Source organism: Collinsella intestinalis, assembly GCF_902364775.2.
Classification (GTDB): domain Bacteria; phylum Actinomycetota; class Coriobacteriia; order Coriobacteriales; family Coriobacteriaceae; genus Collinsella.
Map to the genome: position 1 here is coordinate 300,738 of NZ_CABJEU020000001.1, position 21,377 is coordinate 322,114.

Annotated in this window: 18 protein-coding genes and 1 riboswitch; of the genes, 15 read left to right on the forward strand and 3 right to left on the reverse strand. The window is 62.2% G+C overall.

Annotated elements, in window-relative coordinates; genetic code table 11:
- The first annotated feature begins 68 nt into the window (after nt 1–68).
- From aspS to FY258_RS01260, 13 genes are all read left to right on the forward strand, one after another.
- The gene (gene aspS, locus FY258_RS01200) at nt 69–1,865 is read left to right on the forward strand and encodes an aspartate--tRNA ligase (RefSeq protein ID WP_118102497.1); all 1,797 of its coding nucleotides are present in this window, start codon (nt 69–71) and stop codon (nt 1,863–1,865) included.
- Between the two features lie 256 nt (nt 1,866–2,121).
- Nucleotides 2,122–2,262 (forward strand): hypothetical protein, encoded by a 141-nt coding sequence (locus tag FY258_RS01205; RefSeq protein WP_182279357.1) that lies wholly within the window; start codon nt 2,122–2,124, stop codon nt 2,260–2,262.
- 35 nt (nt 2,263–2,297) lie between these two features.
- Nucleotides 2,298–2,407: riboswitch (TPP riboswitch) on the forward strand.
- A 102-nt stretch (nt 2,408–2,509) separates the two neighbouring features.
- Nucleotides 2,510–2,818 carry a thiamine-binding protein gene (locus FY258_RS01210; RefSeq protein ID WP_118102498.1) on the forward strand — a complete coding sequence of 103 codons (309 nt, stop codon included), beginning with the start codon at nt 2,510–2,512 and terminating at the stop codon, nt 2,816–2,818.
- Nucleotides 2,811–3,593: an ABC transporter permease gene (locus FY258_RS01215; RefSeq protein WP_118102499.1), complete on the forward strand. Its 783-nt coding sequence runs from the start codon at nt 2,811–2,813 to the stop codon at nt 3,591–3,593. Before FY258_RS01210 ends, FY258_RS01215 begins: the two co-directional genes overlap by 8 nt.
- A 188-nt stretch (nt 3,594–3,781) precedes the next feature.
- Complete coding sequence (locus tag FY258_RS01220) at nt 3,782–4,846, forward strand: ABC transporter substrate-binding protein (protein WP_259324392.1); 1,065 nt, start codon at nt 3,782–3,784, stop codon at nt 4,844–4,846.
- A gap of 200 nt (nt 4,847–5,046) precedes the next feature.
- Complete coding sequence (locus tag FY258_RS01225) at nt 5,047–5,799, forward strand: ABC transporter ATP-binding protein (RefSeq protein WP_118103940.1); 753 nt, start codon at nt 5,047–5,049, stop codon at nt 5,797–5,799.
- Between the two features lie 241 nt (nt 5,800–6,040).
- On the forward strand, nt 6,041–6,274 hold the full coding sequence (locus tag FY258_RS01230; protein WP_118102500.1) for a FeoA family protein: 234 nt from the start codon (nt 6,041–6,043) through the stop codon (nt 6,272–6,274).
- Nucleotides 6,275–6,406: 132 nt separating this feature from the next.
- Nucleotides 6,407–6,628, forward strand: a complete 222-nt coding sequence (locus FY258_RS01235; protein ID WP_118102501.1) for a FeoA family protein — start codon at nt 6,407–6,409, stop codon at nt 6,626–6,628.
- A gap of 132 nt (nt 6,629–6,760) precedes the next feature.
- Complete coding sequence (feoB, locus tag FY258_RS01240; protein WP_118102502.1) at nt 6,761–9,028, forward strand: ferrous iron transport protein B; 2,268 nt, start codon at nt 6,761–6,763, stop codon at nt 9,026–9,028.
- 636 nt (nt 9,029–9,664) lie between these two features.
- Nucleotides 9,665–11,587, forward strand: coding sequence for a fructose-1,6-bisphosphatase (locus FY258_RS01245; RefSeq protein WP_118102504.1), 1,923 nt, complete (start codon nt 9,665–9,667; stop codon nt 11,585–11,587).
- 186 nt (nt 11,588–11,773) lie between these two features.
- The gene (locus FY258_RS01250) at nt 11,774–13,111 is read left to right on the forward strand and encodes a glutamine synthetase family protein (RefSeq protein ID WP_118102505.1); all 1,338 of its coding nucleotides are present in this window, start codon (nt 11,774–11,776) and stop codon (nt 13,109–13,111) included.
- A gap of 62 nt (nt 13,112–13,173) precedes the next feature.
- Nucleotides 13,174–13,836 (forward strand): response regulator transcription factor, encoded by a 663-nt coding sequence (locus FY258_RS01255; protein ID WP_118102506.1) that lies wholly within the window; start codon nt 13,174–13,176, stop codon nt 13,834–13,836.
- A 215-nt stretch (nt 13,837–14,051) separates the two neighbouring features.
- Nucleotides 14,052–15,554, forward strand: coding sequence for a S1C family serine protease (locus tag FY258_RS01260; protein WP_118102507.1), 1,503 nt, complete (start codon nt 14,052–14,054; stop codon nt 15,552–15,554).
- Between the two features lie 79 nt (nt 15,555–15,633).
- On the opposite strand, the gene FY258_RS01265 is transcribed toward FY258_RS01260, so the two are convergent.
- Nucleotides 15,634–15,843, reverse strand: coding sequence for a helix-turn-helix domain-containing protein (locus FY258_RS01265; RefSeq protein ID WP_118102508.1), 210 nt, complete (start codon nt 15,841–15,843; stop codon nt 15,634–15,636).
- Between the two features lie 153 nt (nt 15,844–15,996).
- Here FY258_RS01265 and FY258_RS01270 point away from each other — a divergent pair, with 153 nt between their 5' ends.
- Entirely contained in the window at nt 15,997–16,512 is a 516-nt protein-coding gene (locus FY258_RS01270) for a hypothetical protein (protein WP_147350707.1), read from the forward strand.
- Between the two features lie 39 nt (nt 16,513–16,551).
- On the opposite strand, the gene FY258_RS01275 is transcribed toward FY258_RS01270, so the two are convergent.
- A complete protein-coding gene (locus FY258_RS01275; protein ID WP_118102510.1) occupies nt 16,552–17,619 on the reverse strand; it encodes an asparaginase in 1,068 nt (355 codons plus the stop codon).
- A gap of 246 nt (nt 17,620–17,865) precedes the next feature.
- Here FY258_RS01275 and guaA point away from each other — a divergent pair, with 246 nt between their 5' ends.
- Nucleotides 17,866–19,476 (forward strand): glutamine-hydrolyzing GMP synthase, encoded by a 1,611-nt coding sequence (gene guaA / locus FY258_RS01280; protein WP_182279358.1) that lies wholly within the window; start codon nt 17,866–17,868, stop codon nt 19,474–19,476.
- Nucleotides 19,477–19,681: 205 nt separating this feature from the next.
- On the opposite strand, the gene abc-f is transcribed toward guaA, so the two are convergent.
- The gene (abc-f, locus tag FY258_RS01285) at nt 19,682–21,151 is read right to left on the reverse strand and encodes a ribosomal protection-like ABC-F family protein (protein WP_117734620.1); all 1,470 of its coding nucleotides are present in this window, start codon (nt 21,149–21,151) and stop codon (nt 19,682–19,684) included.
- Nucleotides 21,152–21,377 lie beyond the last annotated feature (226 nt).

The window sequence follows — 21,377 nt, forward strand, 5'->3', positions numbered from 1 at the left end:
CGCCACGGCAGTCTGTACACCAGTCGCCCGCTTACGGCACGGGGCGGCACAGATCACGAGGAGGGCTTATGGCCGAGACGCCTGCCACCAACCCCGCCAACATGCACTGCATGCACACCCACACCTGCGGTGAGCTTCGCGCCGCCAACATCGGCGAGGAGGTTACCCTCACCGGTTGGGTGAGCCGTCGCCGCGACCACGGCGGCCTGATCTTCTGCGACCTGCGTGATCGCGAGGGTATCACGCAGATCAACTTCGACCCCGAGCATTCCGATGGCGATGCCTTCAAGATCGCCGAGACCATGCGTCCCGAGTGGCCCATCTGCGTGCACGGCGTCGTGCGCTACCGTGGCGAGGACGCGGTGAACCCCAAGCTCGCAACCGGCGAGATCGAGGTCCTCATCGACCACGCCACCGTGCTCAACCGCTCCAAGACCCCGCCGTTCCAGATCGAGGACGGCATCGAGACCGCCGAGGACACGCGCCTGCGCTATCGCTACCTGGACCTCCGCCGTCCCGAGATGGCCGCTCGCCTTCGCCTGCGCTCCGACTTCACCTTTGCCATCCGCTCCGCGCTGCACGACCGCGCCTTTACCGAGGTCGAGACACCGGCCCTGTTCAAGTCCACGCCCGAAGGTGCGCGCGACTTCGTGGTGCCGAGCCGCCTGCAGCCCGGCAGCTTCTACGCCCTGCCGCAGTCCCCGCAGCTGCTCAAGCAGCTTCTCATGGTCGGCGGCGTCGAGCGCTACTACCAGGTTGCCAAGTGCTTCCGTGACGAGGATCTGCGCGCCGACCGCCAGCCCGAGTTCACCCAGGTCGACATCGAGATGAGCTTTGTCGAGCAGGACGACGTCATGGCCCAGCTCGAGGACGTGCTGTCCGACGCCTTCGCCCGCGTGGGTGTGGAGATGCCCACGCCGCTGTGTCGCCTGTCCTACTGGGATGCCATGGACACCTATGGCTCCGATAAGCCCGACACCCGTTACGGCATGGAACTCGTCGACCTGACCGACGTGTTCACCGAGTCCGCGTTCAAGGTGTTCGCAAGCGCTGCAACCACCGAGGGCCATGTGGTCAAGGCCATCAACGCCAAGGGCGCCGGCGCCTGGCCCCGTGCTCAGATCGACAAGCTTGCCAAGGTCGCCGCGACCTTCGGCGCCAAGGGCCTCGCCTGGATTGCCTTCCGTGAGGACGGCTCCGTGAACAGCCCGATCGTGAAATTCTTCACCGACGAGGAGATGGAGGAGCTGCGTCGTCGTTGCGACGTCGAGCCCGGTGACCTCGTCATGTTCGCCGCCGGTCCCCGCTTGGAGGCCAACGGCATCCTCGGCGGTATGCGTTCGCACATGGCCGACGCGCTCAATGTTCCGCGCGAGGGCCACGAGTTCCTCTGGGTCGTGAACTTCCCGCTGTTCCATTGGGATGAGGAGGGTCAGCGCTACGAGGCCGAGCACCAGCCCTTCACCCTGCCGCATCTCGACGAGCTGCACCTGCTCGATGAGGATCCGCTCAGGATGGGTTCGTGCACCTACGACTTTGTCATGGATGGCTTCGAGGCCGGCGGTGGCGGCATGCGCATCCACGACGCCGAGCTCCAGCTCAAGATGCTCGAGTTCATGGGCTTTTCCGAGGAGCGCGCCCGCGCCCAGTTCGGCTTCCTCATGGAGGCCCTCGAGTTCGGCGCTCCGCCCATGGGCGGCTTCGCGCTCGGCCTCGACCGTGTGTGCATGCTTCTGGCCGGCACCGACTCCATCCGCGACGTCATGGCGTTCCCCAAGACGAGCAGCGGCAGCGACCTCATGTCCGCCGCGCCGTCCGAGGTGAGCATGGCTCAGCTCAAGGAAGTTGGCCTGCGCCTGGAGTAAGTGGCCTTGCAGTCCACGACCTCAATTTAGGGACAGTCCCTAAATTGAGGTTCTGAATTAAGGCTTGGGTTGCGAGCCTGCATGCAAATCAACATGACGCCGTCCGCTTTGGCGGGCGGCGTTTTCTTATGCTGACCGGCTGTTTACCTGGTCCTGATACCTGCGCGGTATGTTAAAACTGCTGAATTGGCCCGCGCCGGTGGCGACTCCCCGCGCGGCCGTTCGCGCTTGTGCGGGCAGGCGAAAGGGGGCCTCGATGTTGCTGCATACGTCCATCGTCGTTCTGGAGAACACCGTGACACCCGACGGCCTCATGCTTTACCTTGCGGTTCTGTGCGTGCTCATGGCCGCTGTGATTGGCGCCGGCATTATTTTTCGCCGTAGCGCTTTTCGGTGATTGTGCCGCACGCGCATCCTCGTTGCCGTATACTGAATGACGTATTGGGGAGCTGGGAAATGGCCCGGCTGAGAGGAGCGAACCTTCGCTCGACCCGTAACCTGATCCGGGTAATGCCGGCGTAGGGATCGAGCAGCCTTGCTTTGATCGACGCGGACGCTTTGAAATAGGCGGACGTCATGATGTGAGAGCGGGCCCCTACGGAAAACGAGGGGCCCGCTTTTTTGTGGCCTCGGAAAGGAAGCTCATGGAAGCAAGCGTCGCGATTCAGGTCCTGCCCCAGCGCGTCGGCGGCAACGACGAGGTCTGCCGCATCGTCGACGAGGCGATCGCCTACATTCAGACCAAGTTCCCCGACGCCTACGTTGGTCCGTTCGAGACCACCATTCAGGGCGAGTACGACCTGTGCATGGAGGTCGTGGCAGGTGTGAACCGCATCTGCGTCGAGGCCGGTGCACCCGAGGTGGCAACCTACGTCAAGATCTTCTTCGCACCCGAGGAGGGCGTCCTCACCACCGAGGAGAAGATTTCCAAGTACCACGAGAACGATGCGTAACGTTCCCGCTTCTTCGCGTGTTACGTCGCGACTCGTCGCCCCGCTGACGATTCTTGCGCTGCTGGCGATCTGGCAGCTGGTATGTTCGGCCGGTCTCGTGCCCCCGTTCATGCTGCCGAGTCCGATTCGCGTGGTGCAGGCGCTCGTAGGGGATTGGCCTCTGCTCATCGGGCACGCTGCGACCTCGCTTGCCGAGGCCGGGCTGGGCCTTGCCGCCGGTGTCGCCCTCGGATTCATCGCGGCGCTCGCCATGGACCGCTTCGACCTGCTTTACCGCGCGTTCTATCCCATCGTCGTGCTTACGCAGACCATTCCGACCGTCGCCATCGCGCCGCTTTTGGTGCTGTGGTTCGGTTACGGCATGTTGCCCAAGGTGGTGCTCATCGTGGTGGCGACGTTCTTCCCCATCACGGTGGGAATGCTCGAGGGTCTGCGTTCCGTCGACCCCGACGAGATCGACCTCATGCGTGCCATGGGTGCCACGCGCCTGCAGATTTTGCGTCACGTGAAGCTGCCCGCCGCGATGCCGCAGTTCTTTTCCGGGCTCAAGATCTCTGCCGCTTACGCGATTGTGGGCGCTGTGATTGCGGAATGGCTCGGCGGATTTTCGGGTCTTGGTGTGTACATGACGCGCGTGCGCAAGGCGTATTCGTTCGACAAGATGTTCGCGGTGATCTTTTTGATCTCGGGCTTGAGCCTCGTGCTCATGTGGGCGGTCGACGCCGTTCGTCGCATCGCCATGCCTTGGGAGCGCCGGAGCGACTCTGAGCGATAGCCGTGTCGCATATCCGAGCACCTGCAGGTTGAGCCTGCGGATTGCATGCAGGTTGAACCTATGGATTGCATGCAGGTTGAATCTATGGGCCATATACGGGCTGCGGCCTGTGGGCTGTCTATAGGCTGTGCCCCGGGGATTTTATACAAGGTTCGGGGGCGTTGCCCCCAGTTAAAAAGGAGATATCCATGCATAAGAACACGATGACCACCAAGATGACCGGTCGCATGCTGTCTCGCCGTTCGCTGTTGAGTGCTGGTGTCGCAGGCGCCGGGCTGATCGGCGCCGCGGCGCTCAGCGGTTGCGGCGGCGCCGAAAAGCCTGCCGGATCCGCCGCATCTGGCGATACCAAGCTGCGCAAGGTCACCTTCGCCCTGGACTGGACCCCCAACACGAACCACACCGGCGTGTATGTCGCAGCCGAGCGTGGTTACTACAAGGAGGCCGGCCTCGAGGTCGAAATCGTCCAGGCTCCCGAGAACGGCGCCGATGCCCTGGTCGCCGCCGGTGACGCCGAGTTCGGCGTGACCTTCCAGGACACCATGGCCTCCTACGTTTCTGGCTCCGACCCGATGCCCGTGACCGCTGTTGCCGCGATCATCCAGCACAACACCTCCGGCATCATCAGCATGAAGGACAAGGGCATCACGAGCCCCGCCGAGATGGCCGGCCACACCTACGCGACGTGGGAGCTGCCCATCGAGCAGGGTATGATCGAGCATTGCGTCGAGGCGGACGGTGGCGACTTCTCCCAGGTCGAGATGATCCCCTCTACCGTTACCGACGAGGTGACCGCGCTATCCACCGATCAGGTCGACTCCATCTGGATCTACTGGGCATGGGCGGGCGAGAAGTGCAAGCTCGCGGGCCTCGATACCAATTACTTCGCCTTTGCCGATATCGATCCCGTCTTTGACTTCTACACGCCGGTCATCATCGCAAACAACGGCGTGATCGAGGACGACGCCGAAATGGTCCAGGCCTTTATGGATGCCACTCGTCGCGGGTACGAGGATTGCATCGCCGACCCGAAGGGCGCGGCCGAGGTTCTGCTCAAGGCCGCACCCGAGCTCGAGGAGGAGCTCGTGGTGGCGAGCCAGACCTACCTCGCCGAGCAGTATCAGGCGGATGCCGAGACTTGGGGCGAGATCGACCAGAAGCGTTGGGACGCCTTCTTCGAGTGGGTGAGCGACCAGGGTTTCGCCGATCCGATCGAGCCCGGCGCGGGCATGACCGATAAGTTCCAGGGCTAACCGAGGCGCAAACTAGTCAGTCAGGGTGTCAAAAAATATAAGTGTACGTTTTGGGGAAGGTTTTGCGGCGTTTTGCGCGTTGTCGGAATATCGCCGCAGCAAAACCCCAGTTGGCAAGAGACCGCTTGGGTCCGTGCCACGAAAAATAAGGGGAAACTATCCCCAAAACGTACACTTTGTTCGGGAAGGTGCTCATCGCGATGGCACGGCTTGAGATACAGGGTATTTCACAGGGGTTCGGCGAGGTCGACGTACTTCGCGACGTGACGTTCGATGTCGAGTCCGGTGAGATCGCCTGCCTGCTCGGTCCCTCTGGGTGCGGCAAGACCACGTTGTTTCATGTGATCTCGGGCCTCGCGTCGCCGCGCGCCGGCCGTGTGCTGTTGGATGACGAGGATATTACCGGTCGTCCCGGTCGCTTGTCGTACATGCTGCAAAAAGACCTGCTCTTGCAGCATAAGCGCATCATCGACAACGTGTCGTTGCCTCTGGTGCTGCGCGGTGTGCCGGTTGAGGAGGCCCGCTCGCGTGCAGCCGAGCTCTTTGGGGTCTTCGGCTTGGAGGGCACCGAGCGCCGCTGGCCAAGTGAGCTTTCGGGCGGTATGCGCCAGCGAGCCGCCTTGCTGCGGAGCTATCTTTTCTCGCAGGATTTCATGCTGCTCGATGAGCCGTTCTCGGCACTCGACGCCTTTACCAAGGCGGACATGCACACGTGGTTCCTTGACGTCGTGGAGCGCATGGGCACCACGGCGCTCGTGGTAACCCACGACATCGACGAGGCGCTTACGCTCGCCGATGAAGTGTTCGTCATGCGCGGAAACCCGCAGGCAGGTGAGCCGACGGGCATTGTTGGCTCGGTGCGTATCGAATGCTTGCGTTCTGAGCGCAATGCATATGCGTTGACCGAGGGATTCCTTGAGAACAAGCGCCGTCTTCTGTCCCTTCTGGGCTAGGACGTCGTCCTTTCGGAGTGGACGAGAGAAAAGCGGCCCCCATTTGGGTCTCGGAGCAAGCGGGAGGAAGCTCCCAGCTGTGCTTTCGGGGCAAGCGCGTGGGAAGCGGCCTCCTATCTGAACCGGGTGGGAGGCCGCTTCTGTATCGTGAAAAATGTAGCGCTTGGCAAACTTCTCAGACATAATGTGCTCGCACTGTGTTAGTTTACATAGGTGAACATTCCACAGGAGGTGCTTTGTCATGCAGAAACATGGTTCGGCTATGCCGCTGTCTCTGTTCCGCGCGGGCGAGACTGTCACGGTCTGCCGAGTGCGCGGCAACGAGGACATGAAACGCCATCTGCAGGAGATCGGCTTTGTCGACGGTGCCGAGGTGCACGTCGTCTCCTCCTCGGCGTCCAACGTCATCGTGCTCGTAAAGGGCGCGCGGTTTGGCTTGGATTCCAAGGTCGCGCAGCACATCATGGCCGCCTAGGCAAAGCTGCGCACCCGCTCGTTGTTCACTGAGGTGCGGTGTCGGCACACTGAGTCGTGTCGGCATGGTTCGTGCGTGGGCCGGGGTGCGAGGACACATGGGGTGTTCTTTGATCTGCAGAAAGGGGGAAGCATGAAATCGCTGGCAGATGTGAAGGTGGGGGAGAGCGCCACCATCGTCAAGCTCCATGGTGAAGGTGCGCTGCGTCGTCACCTCATGGATTTGGGCCTCATCAAGGGCACGCCGTTCAAGGTCGTGAAGGTCGCTCCGCTGGGTGACCCGGTCGAGATCACCGTACGCGGCTATGAGTTGTCCATTCGCAAGGAGGAGGCCGCCATCGTTGAGGTCGCCTAAGGCGCCGCAACGGGCATATTTCTACAGGTAGAGTTAGCCGAATCTAACATATATGAGATGTCAGGTGGCATTTCGATCGCGGCCCGACTCAGCAACGAGCACGTTTCAAAGCCAAGAGAAAAGAAGGATCGCATGGCGAATCCAATACTGCACATCGCGCTTGCCGGTAACCCCAATTGCGGCAAGACGACACTGTTCAACCTGATCACCGGTGCCAACGGCTATGTGGGCAACTGGCCCGGCGTCACGGTCGAGAAGAAGGAGGCGCCCCTGTCGCGCGACAAGGGTGTGCTCATCACGGACCTGCCCGGAATCTATTCGCTGTCTCCCTACAGCCCCGAGGAGCGCGTGAGCCGCGACTACCTCATGGGCGGCGAGCCCGACGTCGTGATTCAGGTGCTCGACGCCACCAATCTGGAGCGCAACCTCTATCTCGCGCTGCAGGTCATCGAGACGGGCCTGCCCGTGGTGGTGGCGCTTAACATGGCTGATCTGGTTGAGAAGAATGGCGACAAGATCGATATCGCCGCGCTCGAGAAGAGCCTGGGTTGTCCGGTCGTGATGATCTCGGCGCTCAAGAACGAGGGCGTCGATGGACTCATCGCGGCGGCGCGCAAGGCCGCAGGGCGCGTCAAGGGGGGCGCGGCAAAGACCGTCGCCGCCGCAGACGCCGCGGGTCCGCATCATACATTCGACCGTTCGATCGAAGATGTGCTCGACCAGGTCGAGGCCCTGATTCCGGCTTCCATTGACCCTGTTCGCCGTCGTTACTTCGCCGTTAAGCTCTTCGAGCGCGATGCCGAGGCGACCGCCGAGCTCAACCTTTCGCGCGAGGCCGCATCTCGCGTGGAGGAGCTCGTCTCCGCGTGCGAGCGCGATTGCGACGACGACGCCGAGTCGATCATCACCGGTGAGCGTTACGGCCTCATCGCGCACATCGTCGACGGCAGCCTGCACCGGGCCCCCGCTCGCATGAGCACCTCCGAGAAGATCGACCGCATCGTGACCAATCGCTGGCTCGGACTGCCGATCTTCGCCGCCATCATGTTCGCCGTGTACTACCTCGCCATTTCGACCTTCGGTACCGCCATGACCGACTGGGTGAACGACAATCTCTTCGGTGAGGGCTGGGAGTTCTTCGGTAACGCCATGCCGTCCGTCCCCGCGCTCTTTGAGGGCTGGCTCACCGCCGCCGGCGCGTCCGATATGGTCATCTCCCTGGTGTGCGACGGCATCGTCGCCGGCGTAGGCGCCGTCCTTGGATTCATTCCGCAGATGTTCGTGCTGTTCGTGCTGCTGTCCTTCCTCGAGGACTGCGGTTACATGGTGCGCGTGGCGTTCGTCATGGACCGCGTCTTCCGTCGCTTTGGCCTGTCGGGCAAGTCGTTCATTCCCATGCTCGTATCCACGGGCTGCGGTGTTCCCGGCGTGCTCGCCACCAAGACGATCGAGAACGAGAAGGATCGTCGCATGACGGTCATGACCACCACGTTCATTCCCTGTGGCGCCAAGCTCCCGGTCATTGCGCTGGTCATGGGCGCGCTGATCGGCGATGCCGAGGCAAGCTGGATCGCCCCGCTGTTCTACTTCCTCGGTGTGTTCGCGGTCATCGTCTCGGGCATCATGCTCAAGAAGACCCGCCTGTTCGCAGGCCGTCCCACGCCGTTCGTGATGGAGCTTCCCGCTTACCACATGCCGTCTCTGCGCAGCTGGGCGCTGCATGTGTGGGAGCGCGTGGGCGCCTATATCAAGAAGGCATTCACCATCATTTTCGCCTCGACCATCGTCGTGTGGTTCCTGTCCAGCTTTGGCATGTTCGAGGGTTCCTTCGGCTACCTTCCGTCCATGGAGGGCACGCCTTCGGAGTTCACCGACTACTCGCTGCTCGCGACTGTCGCCGGTTCCGTGAGCTGGATGTTCGCGCCGCTGGGCTTTGATTCCTGGCAGGCCACGGCGATGTCCGTCACGGGCCTGGTCGCCAAGGAGAACGTCATGTCCACCGCGGCCTCGCTGCTGCATCTGGTGGACGCCACCGAGACCGATCCGAGCCTGTGGGCCGCGTTCGCAGCGCTGTTCCCCAGCGCCGGCGCCATCGCCGCGTTCGGTGCCTTCAACCTGCTGTGCGCGCCGTGCTTTGCGGCCATGGGCACCATTCGAGCCCAGATGAATTCGGGCAAGTGGACGGCCATCGCGCTGGCCTACGAGTGCGGCTTCGCTTGGGTGGTCGGTCTCATGATCAACCAGTTTTACTTGGCCGCCCAGGGCGTGTTCAGCGTGTGGACCATCGTTGCGGCGGCGTTCGCGGTTGCGATCGTCTTCCAGCTGCTGCGCCCCATGCCGAGCTATGCCTGGGACGATGAAGCAGCAGATTCCGCCGCTCAACCTGCGATGGGGAACTAGGCGCGCCGAGCGTCGAGGTCCCGATGTCATTCAGTCGACTTTTGGTAACATCAAATCGAGGTTCGGGAGTAGCGGGGCATTTTACGAGGGGCGAATCTCGTGTTTTGCCGCGTTCGCCGGGGAATATGATCGCGTTGGCGAGAATGAAGTTGCCAAAAGTCGACATTTTGATTTCATGAACTCAACGCGTAAAGGAAATAATGCATAATGGGACCCATAGATTTCATAATTCTGAGTATTATTGCAATTGCATTTGTTCTTGTGGTTGTTCGCGTGCGTAAAAAGGGCACGTGCGGCGATTGCGCGAGCGCCGGGTCATGCGGTGGATCATGCACGAGCTGCGCGACTTCCAAGCGCTCGTCGTGCCCGGCCTGTGAGGGTGCCGATTCCATTGCCGACCGCCTTTCGAAGAACATCTCGGTTGGGGGGAGGTGAACCTCGGGCCCTCTCGCATTGGGAGTGCCGTTTCTCCGCGTCATATGCACAACTCTCGAAAGCCCCCGTTCATCGCGGGGGCTTTTTCGCGTCCATGCGCAATTTCGCGCCTGTCCCCGATTGGCCCTTGGGAGCGAATCGGCGGGGAGTGGTAATCTGAAAACACATGTCTGCCGTCCAGCAGAAAGGAGGCGCAGCGCCATGATCGCCCGCGCCGACCAATCTCTCAAGTACCTGCGACTGCTCTCGGAGCAACTTCCCACGCAGCAATCGGTGTTCACCGAGATCATCAACTTGCAGGCAATCCTCAACCTGCCCAAGGGCACCGAGCATTTCATGAGCGACCTGCACGGTGAATACGAGGCATTCTTGCATATCCTCAACAACTGCTCGGGCGTGGTGCGCGAGCACGTGGACGATATCTTTGGCGACGAGCTCTCCGAGGAGGAAAAGGGCGACCTGTGCACTCTCATCTACTACCCGCATGAGAAGCTCGCGCTCGCGCATCTGCAACACATCGCGACGCCGAGCTGGTACAAGGTCATGCTCGAGCGCCTGCTAGTGGTGGCGCGCTCCCTGTCCAGCCGTTACACGCGCTCCAAGGTCCGCAAGGCAATCCCGCGCGATTACGCCTACATCATCGACGAGCTGCTGCACACGCACCCCGATGAGAACAACTACCGCGTGCGCTATCACGAGCGCATCATCGCTTCGATCCTGGAGACCGATGCGGGCGAGGACTTTATCTGCTCGCTGTCCGATCTCATCAAGCGCTTGGTCATCGACCATCTGCATCTGGTGGGCGATATCTTCGACCGCGGCGGCGGGGCCTCCAAGATCATGGATCGCCTGATGGAGTACCACTCGCTGGACATCCAGTGGGGCAATCACGACCTGCTGTGGATGGGGGCGGCCGCCGGTCAGCCCGCGTGCATCATCACGGTCCTGCGCAATAACTTGCGCTATGGCAATTTCGAGATCTTGGAAAACGACTACGGCATCTCCCTGCGCGAGCTCGTGGCGTTTGCCGAGCGCACCTACGAGCCGGTTCCCGATGGCGCGATCGGTTTGGCTGCCAAGCTCACACCGCTGGTGAAGGCCGTGAACGTCTTGCTGTTCAAGCTCGAGGGGCAGATCATCATGCGCCACGGGAGCTTCGACATGCACGACCGGTTGCTGCTCGAGCGCATCGACGTCGAGGCGGGGACCGTCGAGCTGTACGACGGCACGGTACGCGAGCTCGCCACGCGCGATTTCCCCACGCTCGACCCGGAGCATCCCTATGAGCTCACGCCCGAGGAGGCGCGGATCGTCGAGAAGCTCGTGGCGGAGTTCACGAGCGCCGACCACCTGCGCCGCCATATCGAGTTCCTCTACAGCCACGGTTCCATGTACCTGGTGCGCAATCACAACCTGCTGTTCCACGGTTGCGTCCCGCTGAACGAGGACGGCACGTTCTCGAGCATGAACTGCCTGAGCACCTGGCGCAGCGGCAGCGATTACCTCGACTTTTGCGATGAGATCGCGCGTCGTGCCTGGCGCGAGCGCGACGAGGATTCGCTCGACTGGATGTGGTACCTCTGGATCGGCATGAAGTCCCCGGCGAGTGGCCGTTTGGTCAAGACCTTCGAGCGCTCCTACATTGACGATCCGGATTGCTGGACCGAGCCCATGGATCCCTATTTCGAGCTGACCAAGGACGAGGCGACGTGCGATGCCATCATGGCGGAGTTCGGCGTGTCCGCGGGTTCGGGGCATATCGTGAACGGGCACACGCCCGTCCACACGGCCGAGGGCGAGCAGCCCATTCGCGCGAACGGGCGCCTGCTTGTGATCGACGGCGGTTTTTGCAGCGCGTATCACCCCAAGACGGGGATTGCCGGTTACACCCTCATCTCGAGCTCGCGCGGGTGCCGTCTCAAGGCGCACCAGGCGTTCGAGAGCGTCGAGGCCGTGCTCACGCGCAACGCCGATATCGTGAGCGAGACCGACCGCTTCGATGTGGCCGAGCGCCGTCGCATGGTGAGCGACACCGACACGGGCGTGCAGATTCGCGAGCAGATCAGCGACCTGCGGGCCCTGCTCGAGGCCTACCGTACCGGCATCCTCGACGAGCGCCCCTAGCACGCCAATTGGGGACAGGTACAAAATGAGCCATTTCGGCCCATGGAGGGCGGGCGGCGCGACCCGTGCTTGGCCGCGGTGAAAGTCCCAATTAGTACCTGTCCCCAAATGAGGCGTAACCGCGTTGAAACATACGTGTGCGACTATGGGAAGTCGCAACAACCGTGCTTTGTGAAAGGTCTGGCAATGGATCAGCAGCAGTACATCGACTTTGTCCTGCGCACCGTCGAGGAGCGCGATATCCGCTTCATCCGCCTGTGGTTCACCGATGTGCTCGGCCGCCTCAAGAGCTTCGCCATCAGCCCGGAGGACCTTGAGGTCGCGTTTGAGGAGGGCATCGGCTTCGATGGCTCGGCCATCGAGGGCTTCACCACGCCCGACGAAGCGGACATGCTGGCTTTCCCCGACCCCTCGACCTTCCAGATCCTGCCCTGGCGTCCCACGCACGACGGCGCGGCCCGCATTTTCTGCGACGTGTGCACCCCCGATCGCCAGCGGTTCGCCGGCGATTCCCGAGAGTGCCTGCGCCGCATGTTCTATCGTGCCGAAAAGCTCGGCTACATCATGAACGTCGGTGCCGAGCTGGAGTTTTACTACTTCCCCGACGAGCACACCCCCGAGCCGCTGGACGCCGTGGGCTATTTCGACCTCTCGCCGTCCGACTCCGCCCGCGACTTGCGCCGCTCCACAGTGCTCATGCTCGAGAAGATGAGCATCCCCATCGAGTACACCTTCCACAGCTCCGGACACTCGCAGCACGGTATCTCGATGCGCCATGCCGAGGCCCTCACCATGTCCGATGCGATCATGACGGCCAAGCACGTGATCCGCACGTGCGCCTACGAGGCCGGCATCCATGCGAGCTTCATGCCCAAGCCCATCGCCAAGGGCTCATCCTCGGCGATGTTTTTGCACCAGTCGCTGTTCGACCGCGAGGGCAACAACGTGTTCTGGGGCGACGATTCGCAAAACCACCTGTCGCCGATCGCTAAGAGCTACATGGCCGGCATCCTCGCCCATGCGTCCGAGATCAGCGCCATCACCAACCCCACGGTGAACTCCTACAAGCGCCTGTCCGCCGGTGCGGGCAACGGCCCGCGCTTTGCCACCTGGGGCATGCGCAACCGCGCCGCCATGATCCGCGTGCCCATCTACAAGCCCGGTAAGCAGGCTGCGGCCCGTATCGAGCTCCGCAGCCCCGACCCGATGGCAAACCCGTATCTGGTGAACACGGTGACGCTTGCCGCTGGCCTGGACGGTATCAAGCGCGGGCTCGAACTGCCCGAGGAGGCAACCTCCGAGCTGCTGCGCTTGCCGGAGTCCGAGTTGCGCGCCCGCGGCATCGAGCCCCTGCCGAGCAATCTCGACGAGGCGCTTGATGTGTTCGAGAGCTCCGATTTCATGAAGGACGCCCTGGGTGAGCACATCCACTCGTTCTTCCTCAAGAAGAAGCGCGCGGAATGGGAGCGTTTCAATTCGACGGTCACCGAGTGGGAGCTCAGGCACTACCTGGCCAACTCGTAAGCATCCCGTGCGATTCGAGGCGCACGCCGTTTTGATAAGATGACGCCTACGGAGGTGAGCTCATGGCGGAAAAGACAGTGCTGTTCATGGCCCGCACAACGCGGCTGCATGACTTCATCAGGACGCTCTCGACGTCTCTCGGCGTCGAGGTGCACGTTGCCACGCCCGATTCGCCTGCCGCGGCGCACGACTTCGACCTGTTGGTTCTCGACGCCGACGGCGTTCGCCCCGATCGTGTGGACGCCATGGCCAAGTGGCTCGAATCGCGCGGCGGCGCGCCCATGCTGCTGGTTGTCGACGAGGAAGATATCGCCGAGATGCGCCTTCCCTCCCAGGTCCGTGCCGATTTCATCTGTTCGGGTGCGGGAGAGGCCGAGCTTGAGGTCCGCGCACGCCAGCTTTTGGGCGAGTGCGAGGCTGCTCCGGTCGATGAAGTGCTCACCGTGGATAACCTCACCATCAACCTTGCCACCTACCAGGTATCGCTCGATGGCGAGCCTGTCGACCTCACGCTCATGGAGTATTCGCTGCTGAGCTTTTTGGCCACGCATCCCAATCGCGCGTACAGCCGAGAGGTCCTGTTGCATCGCGTATGGGGCTTCGAGTACTGCGGCGGCACCCGTACCGTGGACGTCCACATCCGCCGTATCCGCAGCAAGGTCGGCCCCCTTATCGCCGCGCATATCACCACCGTTCGCGGCGTCGGCTATCTCTTCAAGGAGTAGCCTCAGCCGGCGCCACGTCTCAATTGGTGCCAGGTACAAATTGCGCACATTGCGATGGGGTTTGCAATGTCGCGATGCGGACAGGGCCCCAGAACAAGACGCTTGAGAAATTCTTAACGCAACTTACAACTTGATTAAGCTCCGTCGCTCGTGCTGAGCGGAGCTGCGCTTTTGGGGTACAACGTTGGAGAATGAAGACGTTGAAAGGACCGTTCATGAGTGAAGAAAAGACCCCTCAGCGCCCCGAGGGCCTTGGATCGGAGCAGCGCCCGTCCTCGCAGCCGCGTCTCGAGGTCGAGCCGACGCCCGTCGAGCCCGCAGGTGCTGCGTCCGGCAATGCAAGCGCCCATACCACGGCGCACATCCCCGTCGATCCCGGTAACCCCACCGCCGCCGACTCCACCCGCCAGGTCCCCCCAGCGGATTACTCGTATTCCCAGGGTCAGCACGTCGCCGGTCAGGGCGCGCAGGCCCATGCGTCCACGCGCACTGAGACCCGCACCGTGGTCAAGACCAAGAGCAAGAAGCTCCCCATCTTCCTAGCGTCCTTCGCCGGCCTGGTGGTCGGTGCGGTGTTGGTCATCGCGCTCGTCATGTCCGGCGCGTTCCGCATCACCGATTCGAACGTCGAGACTGCCGGCACCTCCGGCACCCCGCAGACGATCGATATCAACCCCGAGGACACCACGCTGTCCGAGGCCGTGGCGGCAAAGGCGCTGCCCTCCGTCGTGTCCATCACCGCTCAGGGCGAGGATGAGAACTCCGGCGGTATCGGCAGTGGCGTGATTTTGGACACCGACGGCAACATCCTTACGAATCACCACGTCGTTCAGGGTGCGACCGCACTTGTGGTGAACACCGACGACGGCAACAGCTACGAGGCGGAGCTCGTCGGCGCGGACGAGTCCAGCGACCTGGCGGTCATTCGCCTCAAGGATCCCACGAGCGCCAAGCTCACTCCCATCGAGGTCGGCGATTCCGACGACATCGCGGTGGGTGAGTGGGTCATGGCCATCGGCAGCCCCTTCGGCAACGAGCAGTCCGTGTCCACGGGCATCGTCTCTGCGCTCTACCGTTCCACTGCCCTGCAGAGCGCGAGCGGTACGTCCATCTACGCGAACATGATCCAGACCGATGCGGCCATCAACCCCGGCAACTCCGGCGGTGCGCTCGTCAACGATAAGGGTCATCTCATCGGCATCAACTCGGTCATCGAGTCCTATTCTGGCTCCAGTTCGGGCGTTGGCTTTGCGATCCCGGTGAACTACGCCATCAACATCGCCAACCAGATCATCGATGGCGAGACCCCGGTCCATCCGTACTTGGGTGTTTCCCTGATGAGCGTGAATGCCTACAACGCCCGCACGAACGAGCTGGCGGTCGATAACGGCGCATATGTGGCGGAGGTCACCGCCGAAGGTCCGGCTGCCCAGGCTGGTATCCAGAAGGGCGACATCGTCACCGCCGTCGACGGCGAGGGCATCGCCTCGGCGGACGGCCTGATCATCGCCTTGCGTGAGCATGAGGTGGGTGACGAGGTGACCTTGACGGTCGTGCGCGGCAAGGATGAAACCGAGGTCAAGGTGACTCTCGGGTCGGATGAGGCCCTGCAGGCCGAGCAGGAGGACACGTCCGACGGCCCCGGTGCCGGAACCGGCATGAGCCGCGAGGAGTTCTTCCGCTACCTCGAGGAGTACATGGGCGGCGCCCTGCGCTAACGCCCTGCCCCGGTGCAATTGGGGACAGGTGTAAATTGCAACAATTTGGGCGGGTGCCGAGGAGGTGCCCGCCTTTTCTTTACCGGATGAGCTCCCAGGGCTGGACGCCGAGGCGTTCGGCGATTTGCTCGAGGGTGGAGAGCTTGAGGTTGCTGTTGCCGCTTTCGATGAGGTCAAGAAGCACGCGGCTGATGCCAAGCTGCAAGGCGAAGTCGACCTTGGTCAAACCCGAGGTCTTGCGGATGGCGATGAGGTTCTCGCCCAGTCTCTGTCGCGCGGTCGCATTCATGGTTCGAGCATGCCCGCGGCGAAGCGCTAAGATGTAAAGCGCGCTTTACAAACTGGTCATTACCCATAGCGATTCCAAGAAAACTCAGCGCGCGGGTGGGATGCCGGCGTGTTGGGGGATAAGTAGGAAAACTCGTTGAGCGGAGGTGCAGCCATGTCGAGGGCAAAAGAGCGGGCGTTTGAGGTCGTACGGGGAGGGCGGTTTTTGCCCACGCCGTCGGTGCTGGCCTTTGGCGTTGACGGGGGCCCGCTCTCTGAGCGCGAGCTGGACGCTCTGCGATGGGCGCGCGATGCGGGCTACGCGATTGCGGTGTTCACGCATGAGCTCGCCGAGCCCGTGCGTGCGCAGCTTGCCGAGCACGGAATCCCTGCGACTGTCCTTGCGGATGATGAGGGCCCCGCGAGCGAACCCGATGCTCCGTTCACGGTGGCTGCGGCCCGCGCGGAGGCTCTGGCGCGTTTTTGCGTGCAGCGGGGCACGACGTTGGAGCACGCCGTGGTGATCGCCGTCACGCCGAGGGATTGCGAGGCCATGATGAGCGCGGGCAGGGCGCTCTCCCTCAACGGAGCCGGAATCGACGCCGCGATGACGGCGGAGCGGACGTTTTTCCCTCGCGAGATGAGCGGCCTCGTGCATGCGTTGAACGCGGCCGTGGCGATGCGCGTGTAAGTCGCCGCTTCGTGCCGCCGTCGTGCTACTCCGCGCGGCTTACCATTCGTCCACGCGGTCGTGGTTGATGGGGCGGTAGAACAGGCGCTGCAGCTCGTCGGCATCGCGCGTCTGTCCGAGCGCCCACATGGTCTTGGCCACGAGCGCCTCGGTGGTCATGTCACCGCCCTTGAGGATGCCGGGGTGCTCTGCATATGCGCGGCCGACCTCATATACGCCCAGGTCCAGGCCTTCCTCGGGCACCTGCGTGGTCATGACCACGGTGCGGCCGGAATCGACCCAGTCAAAGATGGCCTCCTGATAGGAAGCACCGTCGGCACCCCGCTCGGGCACGCCGCCCATGCCGAAGGTCTCGAGGATCACGGCGTCGTAATCGGGTTTGAGCAGACGGAAGATGTCGGGCGTGAGACCGGGCGTGAGCTTGAGGGCGCACACGCGGCTGTTGAGCTCGGTGTAGAAACGGGGCGCTGCGGCGTTGCCGCCCACGTCGCCCGCCGCGGCGGACTCGGTGCAATCGCCCTCGGCCAGTCCGGCGGACACGGCGACCGACCCGCTGCGGATGATCTTGTCCTGGCGCAGGTAGGCCAGCACGGGGTAGTTGATGCTGTTGAACGCGTTGAAGCTCATGGTGCGCTGTTTGCGGGCGCGCGTGCCGGCGATCGCGTAGCCGCCGAAGACGATGGACACGTCGCGCGAGCGGTCGGATGCGGCGTACACGAGGCTTTGGTACAGGTTGATCTTCGCGTCGGTGAAGGGATTGCCCATGGGTTGCTGCGAGCCGGTGAGCACGATGGGCTTGGGGCTGTCCTGGATGAGGTAGGAGAGCGCCGCCGCGGTGTAGGACATGGTGTCGGTGCCGTGCAGGACCACGAAGCCGTCGTGCGCGTCGTAGTTCTCGCGGATGACCTCGGCGATGCGCAGCCAGTCGGCGGGGCGCATATTGGTGCTGTCGATGTTCATGGGCTGCACGATGTCGAGTTCGCAGACGCCTTCGATCTCGGGCACGCTGCGGGCGAGCTCCTCGCCGGTGAGAGCGGGGGAGAGGCCATTGCCGTCCTCGGCGGAGGCGATGGTGCCGCCGGTGGCGATCAAGAGGATGTGCTTCATGCGGGCTCCTTTGCTCTGCAGTCCCTGCGGGTGCCCCGTCTCATAGCTTGCGGCCTTTTGTGGGCACGTCCGATGCGCGGCGGGGCGCCCTTATGGAGGGCGGTCGGTGCGCTTCGAGGCGACATCGAGATATTGTAGGCCAAAATCCCTGTAGGATTTCTGCGTATGCGCAGCTCGGCGAGTATGATGTACCAATTATCTGACACGTGTTGCCGCTGCAGGGCAGCGGCATGGTTGGGAGGCTTCATGGCCCAGAACGCATCTGAGCAGATTCAGCAGAAGGTGCTGGTATTCGACTTTGGCGCGCAGTATGCGCAGCTCATCGCCCGTCGCGTGCGCGACCTGCATGTGTATTCGGAGATCGTGCCGTGTGACATCACGGCCGACGAGGTGCGCGATATAGCGCCCTCCGCACTGATCCTCTCCGGCGGCCCCGCGTCCGTGTACGCCGAGGACGCCCCGACGGTCGATCCGGCCATCTACGAGCTGGGCCTGCCCATTCTGGGCTTCTGCTACGGCCATCAGGTGACCGCCGTGGCGCTCGGCGGCGAGGTGGGCCACTCCGAAATTGGCGAGTACGGCCCTGCCACCATCGAGCGCGACCGAGAGAGCAGGCTTTTCAACGCCACCCCGCTCGAGCAGACCGTGTGGATGAGCCACCGCGACGCCGTGTCTGCCGTGCCCGAGGGCTTTGCCGTGACGGCGCGCACCTCCGTGTGCCCGGTCGCCGCTATGGAAAACGCCGAGCGTCGTATCTACACCACGCAGTTCCACCCCGAGGTCAAGCACACCGAGTACGGCCAGCAACTGCTCAAGAACTTTCTGTTCGACATCTGCGACCTTGAGGCCACGTGGACCATGGACAACCTGGTCGAGACCATGACGGACGAGTTCCGCGCGGCCGTGGGCGAGGACCGCGTGATCCTGGCGCTCTCCGGCGGCGTGGATTCGTCCGTGGTGGCAGCGCTGGGCGCCCGCGCCGTGGGGCGCCAGATGACCTGCGTGTTCATCAACCACGGGCTGCTCCGCAAGGGCGAGCCCGAGCAGGTTGAGGAGGTCTTCACCAAGCAGTTCGACGTCGACTTCGTGCACGTGCATGCGGAAGCACGCTACGCCGCGCTGCTCGACGGCGTGACCGACCCCGAGGAGAAGCGCCGCATCATCGGCACGCAGTTCTGGAACGAGTTCTTCGCCGTGGCCAAGGAGCTCGAGCAAGATGGCCGTCCGGTGAAGTACCTGGCCCAGGGCACCATCTACCCCGACATCATCGAGAGCGGCGCGCGCAAGACGGGCGGCAAGACGGCCACCATCAAGAGCCACCACAACCTCATCCCGTTCCCCGAGGGCGTGCACTTCGACCTCATCGAGCCGCTGGACCACTTCTTTAAGGACGAGGTCCGCGAGCTGGGCTTGGCACTGGGTCTGCCCGAGCACATCGTGTACCGCCAGCCGTTCCCGGGCCCGGGTCTGGCCATCCGCATCATCGGAGCGGTGAGCCCCGAGAAGCTCGAGATCCTGAAGAATGCCGACGCTATCGTGCGTGAGGAGCTGGATGCGTACAATGTGCGCCTGTTCGAGCAGACCGGCGAGCGCAATAGCGAGCATTCTTGCTGGCAGTACTTCTGCGTGCTGCCCGATATCAAGTCCGTGGGCGTGATGGGCGACGAGCGTACCTACGCGCGCCCCGTGATCCTGCGTGCCGTGGAGTCCAGCGACGCCATGACCGCCGACTGGGCGCGCCTGCCCTACGAGGTGCTCGCGCGCATCTCCGGCCGCATCGTGGCCGAGGTTCCCGGCATCAACCGCGTGGCGTACGATATCACCTCAAAGCCCCCGGCGACCATCGAGTGGGAGTAGGACGACAGGGTTCTGACCTGCGATTTTGAGTGCCGCACTATGCCGCTGAGTTTCGTTTCGTACGAGAGTCATGACAAAGCCACCAGCGACGGAGATGAGTAAAAGCGATTAAAGAGCCTCCGTTCCCTGCGTTGGGACGGAGGCTCTTTCTTTGCCGTTTTACTCCCTTGTCTCCGTTCGGGGATTATTTCTTGCTCATTTAGGGCTATTCGCGCTGAAAGATTTTGACTAGCTTGGTGTCCTTTATTTCGTAAATAATGTCTGCGACGTTCTCGACCAGCCTCTTATCGTGGGAGACGAACACTATCGTTCCGGCATAGGCGCTCATCATCTGCTCGAGGGCTTCGGCGCTCTTGATGTCCAGGTAATTTCCAGGCTCGTCCATGAGCAAGATGTTGTATCTGCCCAGCAGCATCTTCGCGAGCAGCAGCTTGATGACTTCGCCTCCCGAGAGAACGCCAACGTCCTTTGCCAGGTCACGCGGTCCGATTCCCATAGAGGCGAGGATGCTTCGGATTTCGGTCATGCTGTACTCGCAACCATCCTGCATGAACGAGATCGCAGACTGACGGGCGTCGAACTTGTAGCCTGTTTGCTCGAAGTAACCGATCTCTGCCTTGGGAGAGATGTTGATACCGTCGGCGCGTCGAGCGATTGCCTTCAGCAGGCTGGTCTTTCCTGTACCGTTGCCACCGGTGATGGCCACTTTGGCACCGAGCGGTATCTCGAATTTCGCGTGGTCATAGAGCATGCAGTTGCCGAAGCTCAAGTTGAAATCGTCTGCCGAGATGGGAAATTTACTATGCAGTTCCAGGGCCTTGCTCTGGCGGAACCGCACGGTGCGAATGCTGTCAGGGGCCTCAATCCCTTCGAGCGCTTCGAGGCGCTTCTCCATGTTCTTAGCCGCCTGGTACATCCTCTTCTGTTTGGTGCCGGTTGCTTTCTGATGTCCCAATCGACCTGCATTCTCGTTGCTTTTCTTTGCGCCCTTCTGCTTGGCGTCGACCTGCCGTGCTTTTTTCCGTTGTTTTTCGATGGCGGCTTCAAGGCGCTCGCGCTCGCGCATCGCCTCTTCGTATCGAGCCGCCTGAACTTTGCGCTCTTCTTCTTTCTGTCGCAGATAGTCGGAGTAGTCACCCCAGAATTCGGAAATACCGCCGTCTTTGAGCTCCCAGATCTTGTCCACTACCTGATCGAGAAAATAACGGTCATGGCTCACAATGAGCAGGGCTCCATCAAATGCCTTGAGTTGTCCGACGAGAAGACTGATGCCGTCTTGGTCGAGGTGGCTCGTAGGCTCATCAGCAAAGATCGCGCTTGCCTGCTGGGAGAGCGCAGAGGCAATCTTGGCGCGTGTCTCCTCTCCGCCGCTCATCGTCTCCTGCGCCACTCCGGCGACGTTGAGACGGGAGAGCATCTCACCACTGCCCTGAGCCGCATCAAGGTCGAGTTCATCGAGTTGGCCGATGAGGGCAATGCTGCCGAAACGCCTGACGTCGGCGTCCGCAATGGTAAGATTGCCGCTCAGAATTTTAAGCAGGCTGGTTTTGCCTGCGCCATTGTCTCCCACCAAGCCGATGCGATCGTAGGAGTAGATTTCCAACTCTTCGATATCTAGGATATCGCGGCCGGCATATTCCAAAAAGATGTCTTTAGCTTTGACTATGAGTTCCATAGGTTGAACCGCCTTTTGTGTATTAGCGTTTTACTGGAAGCGCAGCCATGCCAAAAAAGATTGCTCACGTCGATTTTTCGCCTTTGCCCAATTGCCGGCGCGAGCGTTTTGGCCTTGCGCAAGCCGGCAAATCCGAAAATGATAGTTGGCGACGAATAAGGAGCGCGATGTGGGATGTCAGTGCAATACCTCGTCGTCGCAAGGGCTTGAAGGCTGACGCTTGAAC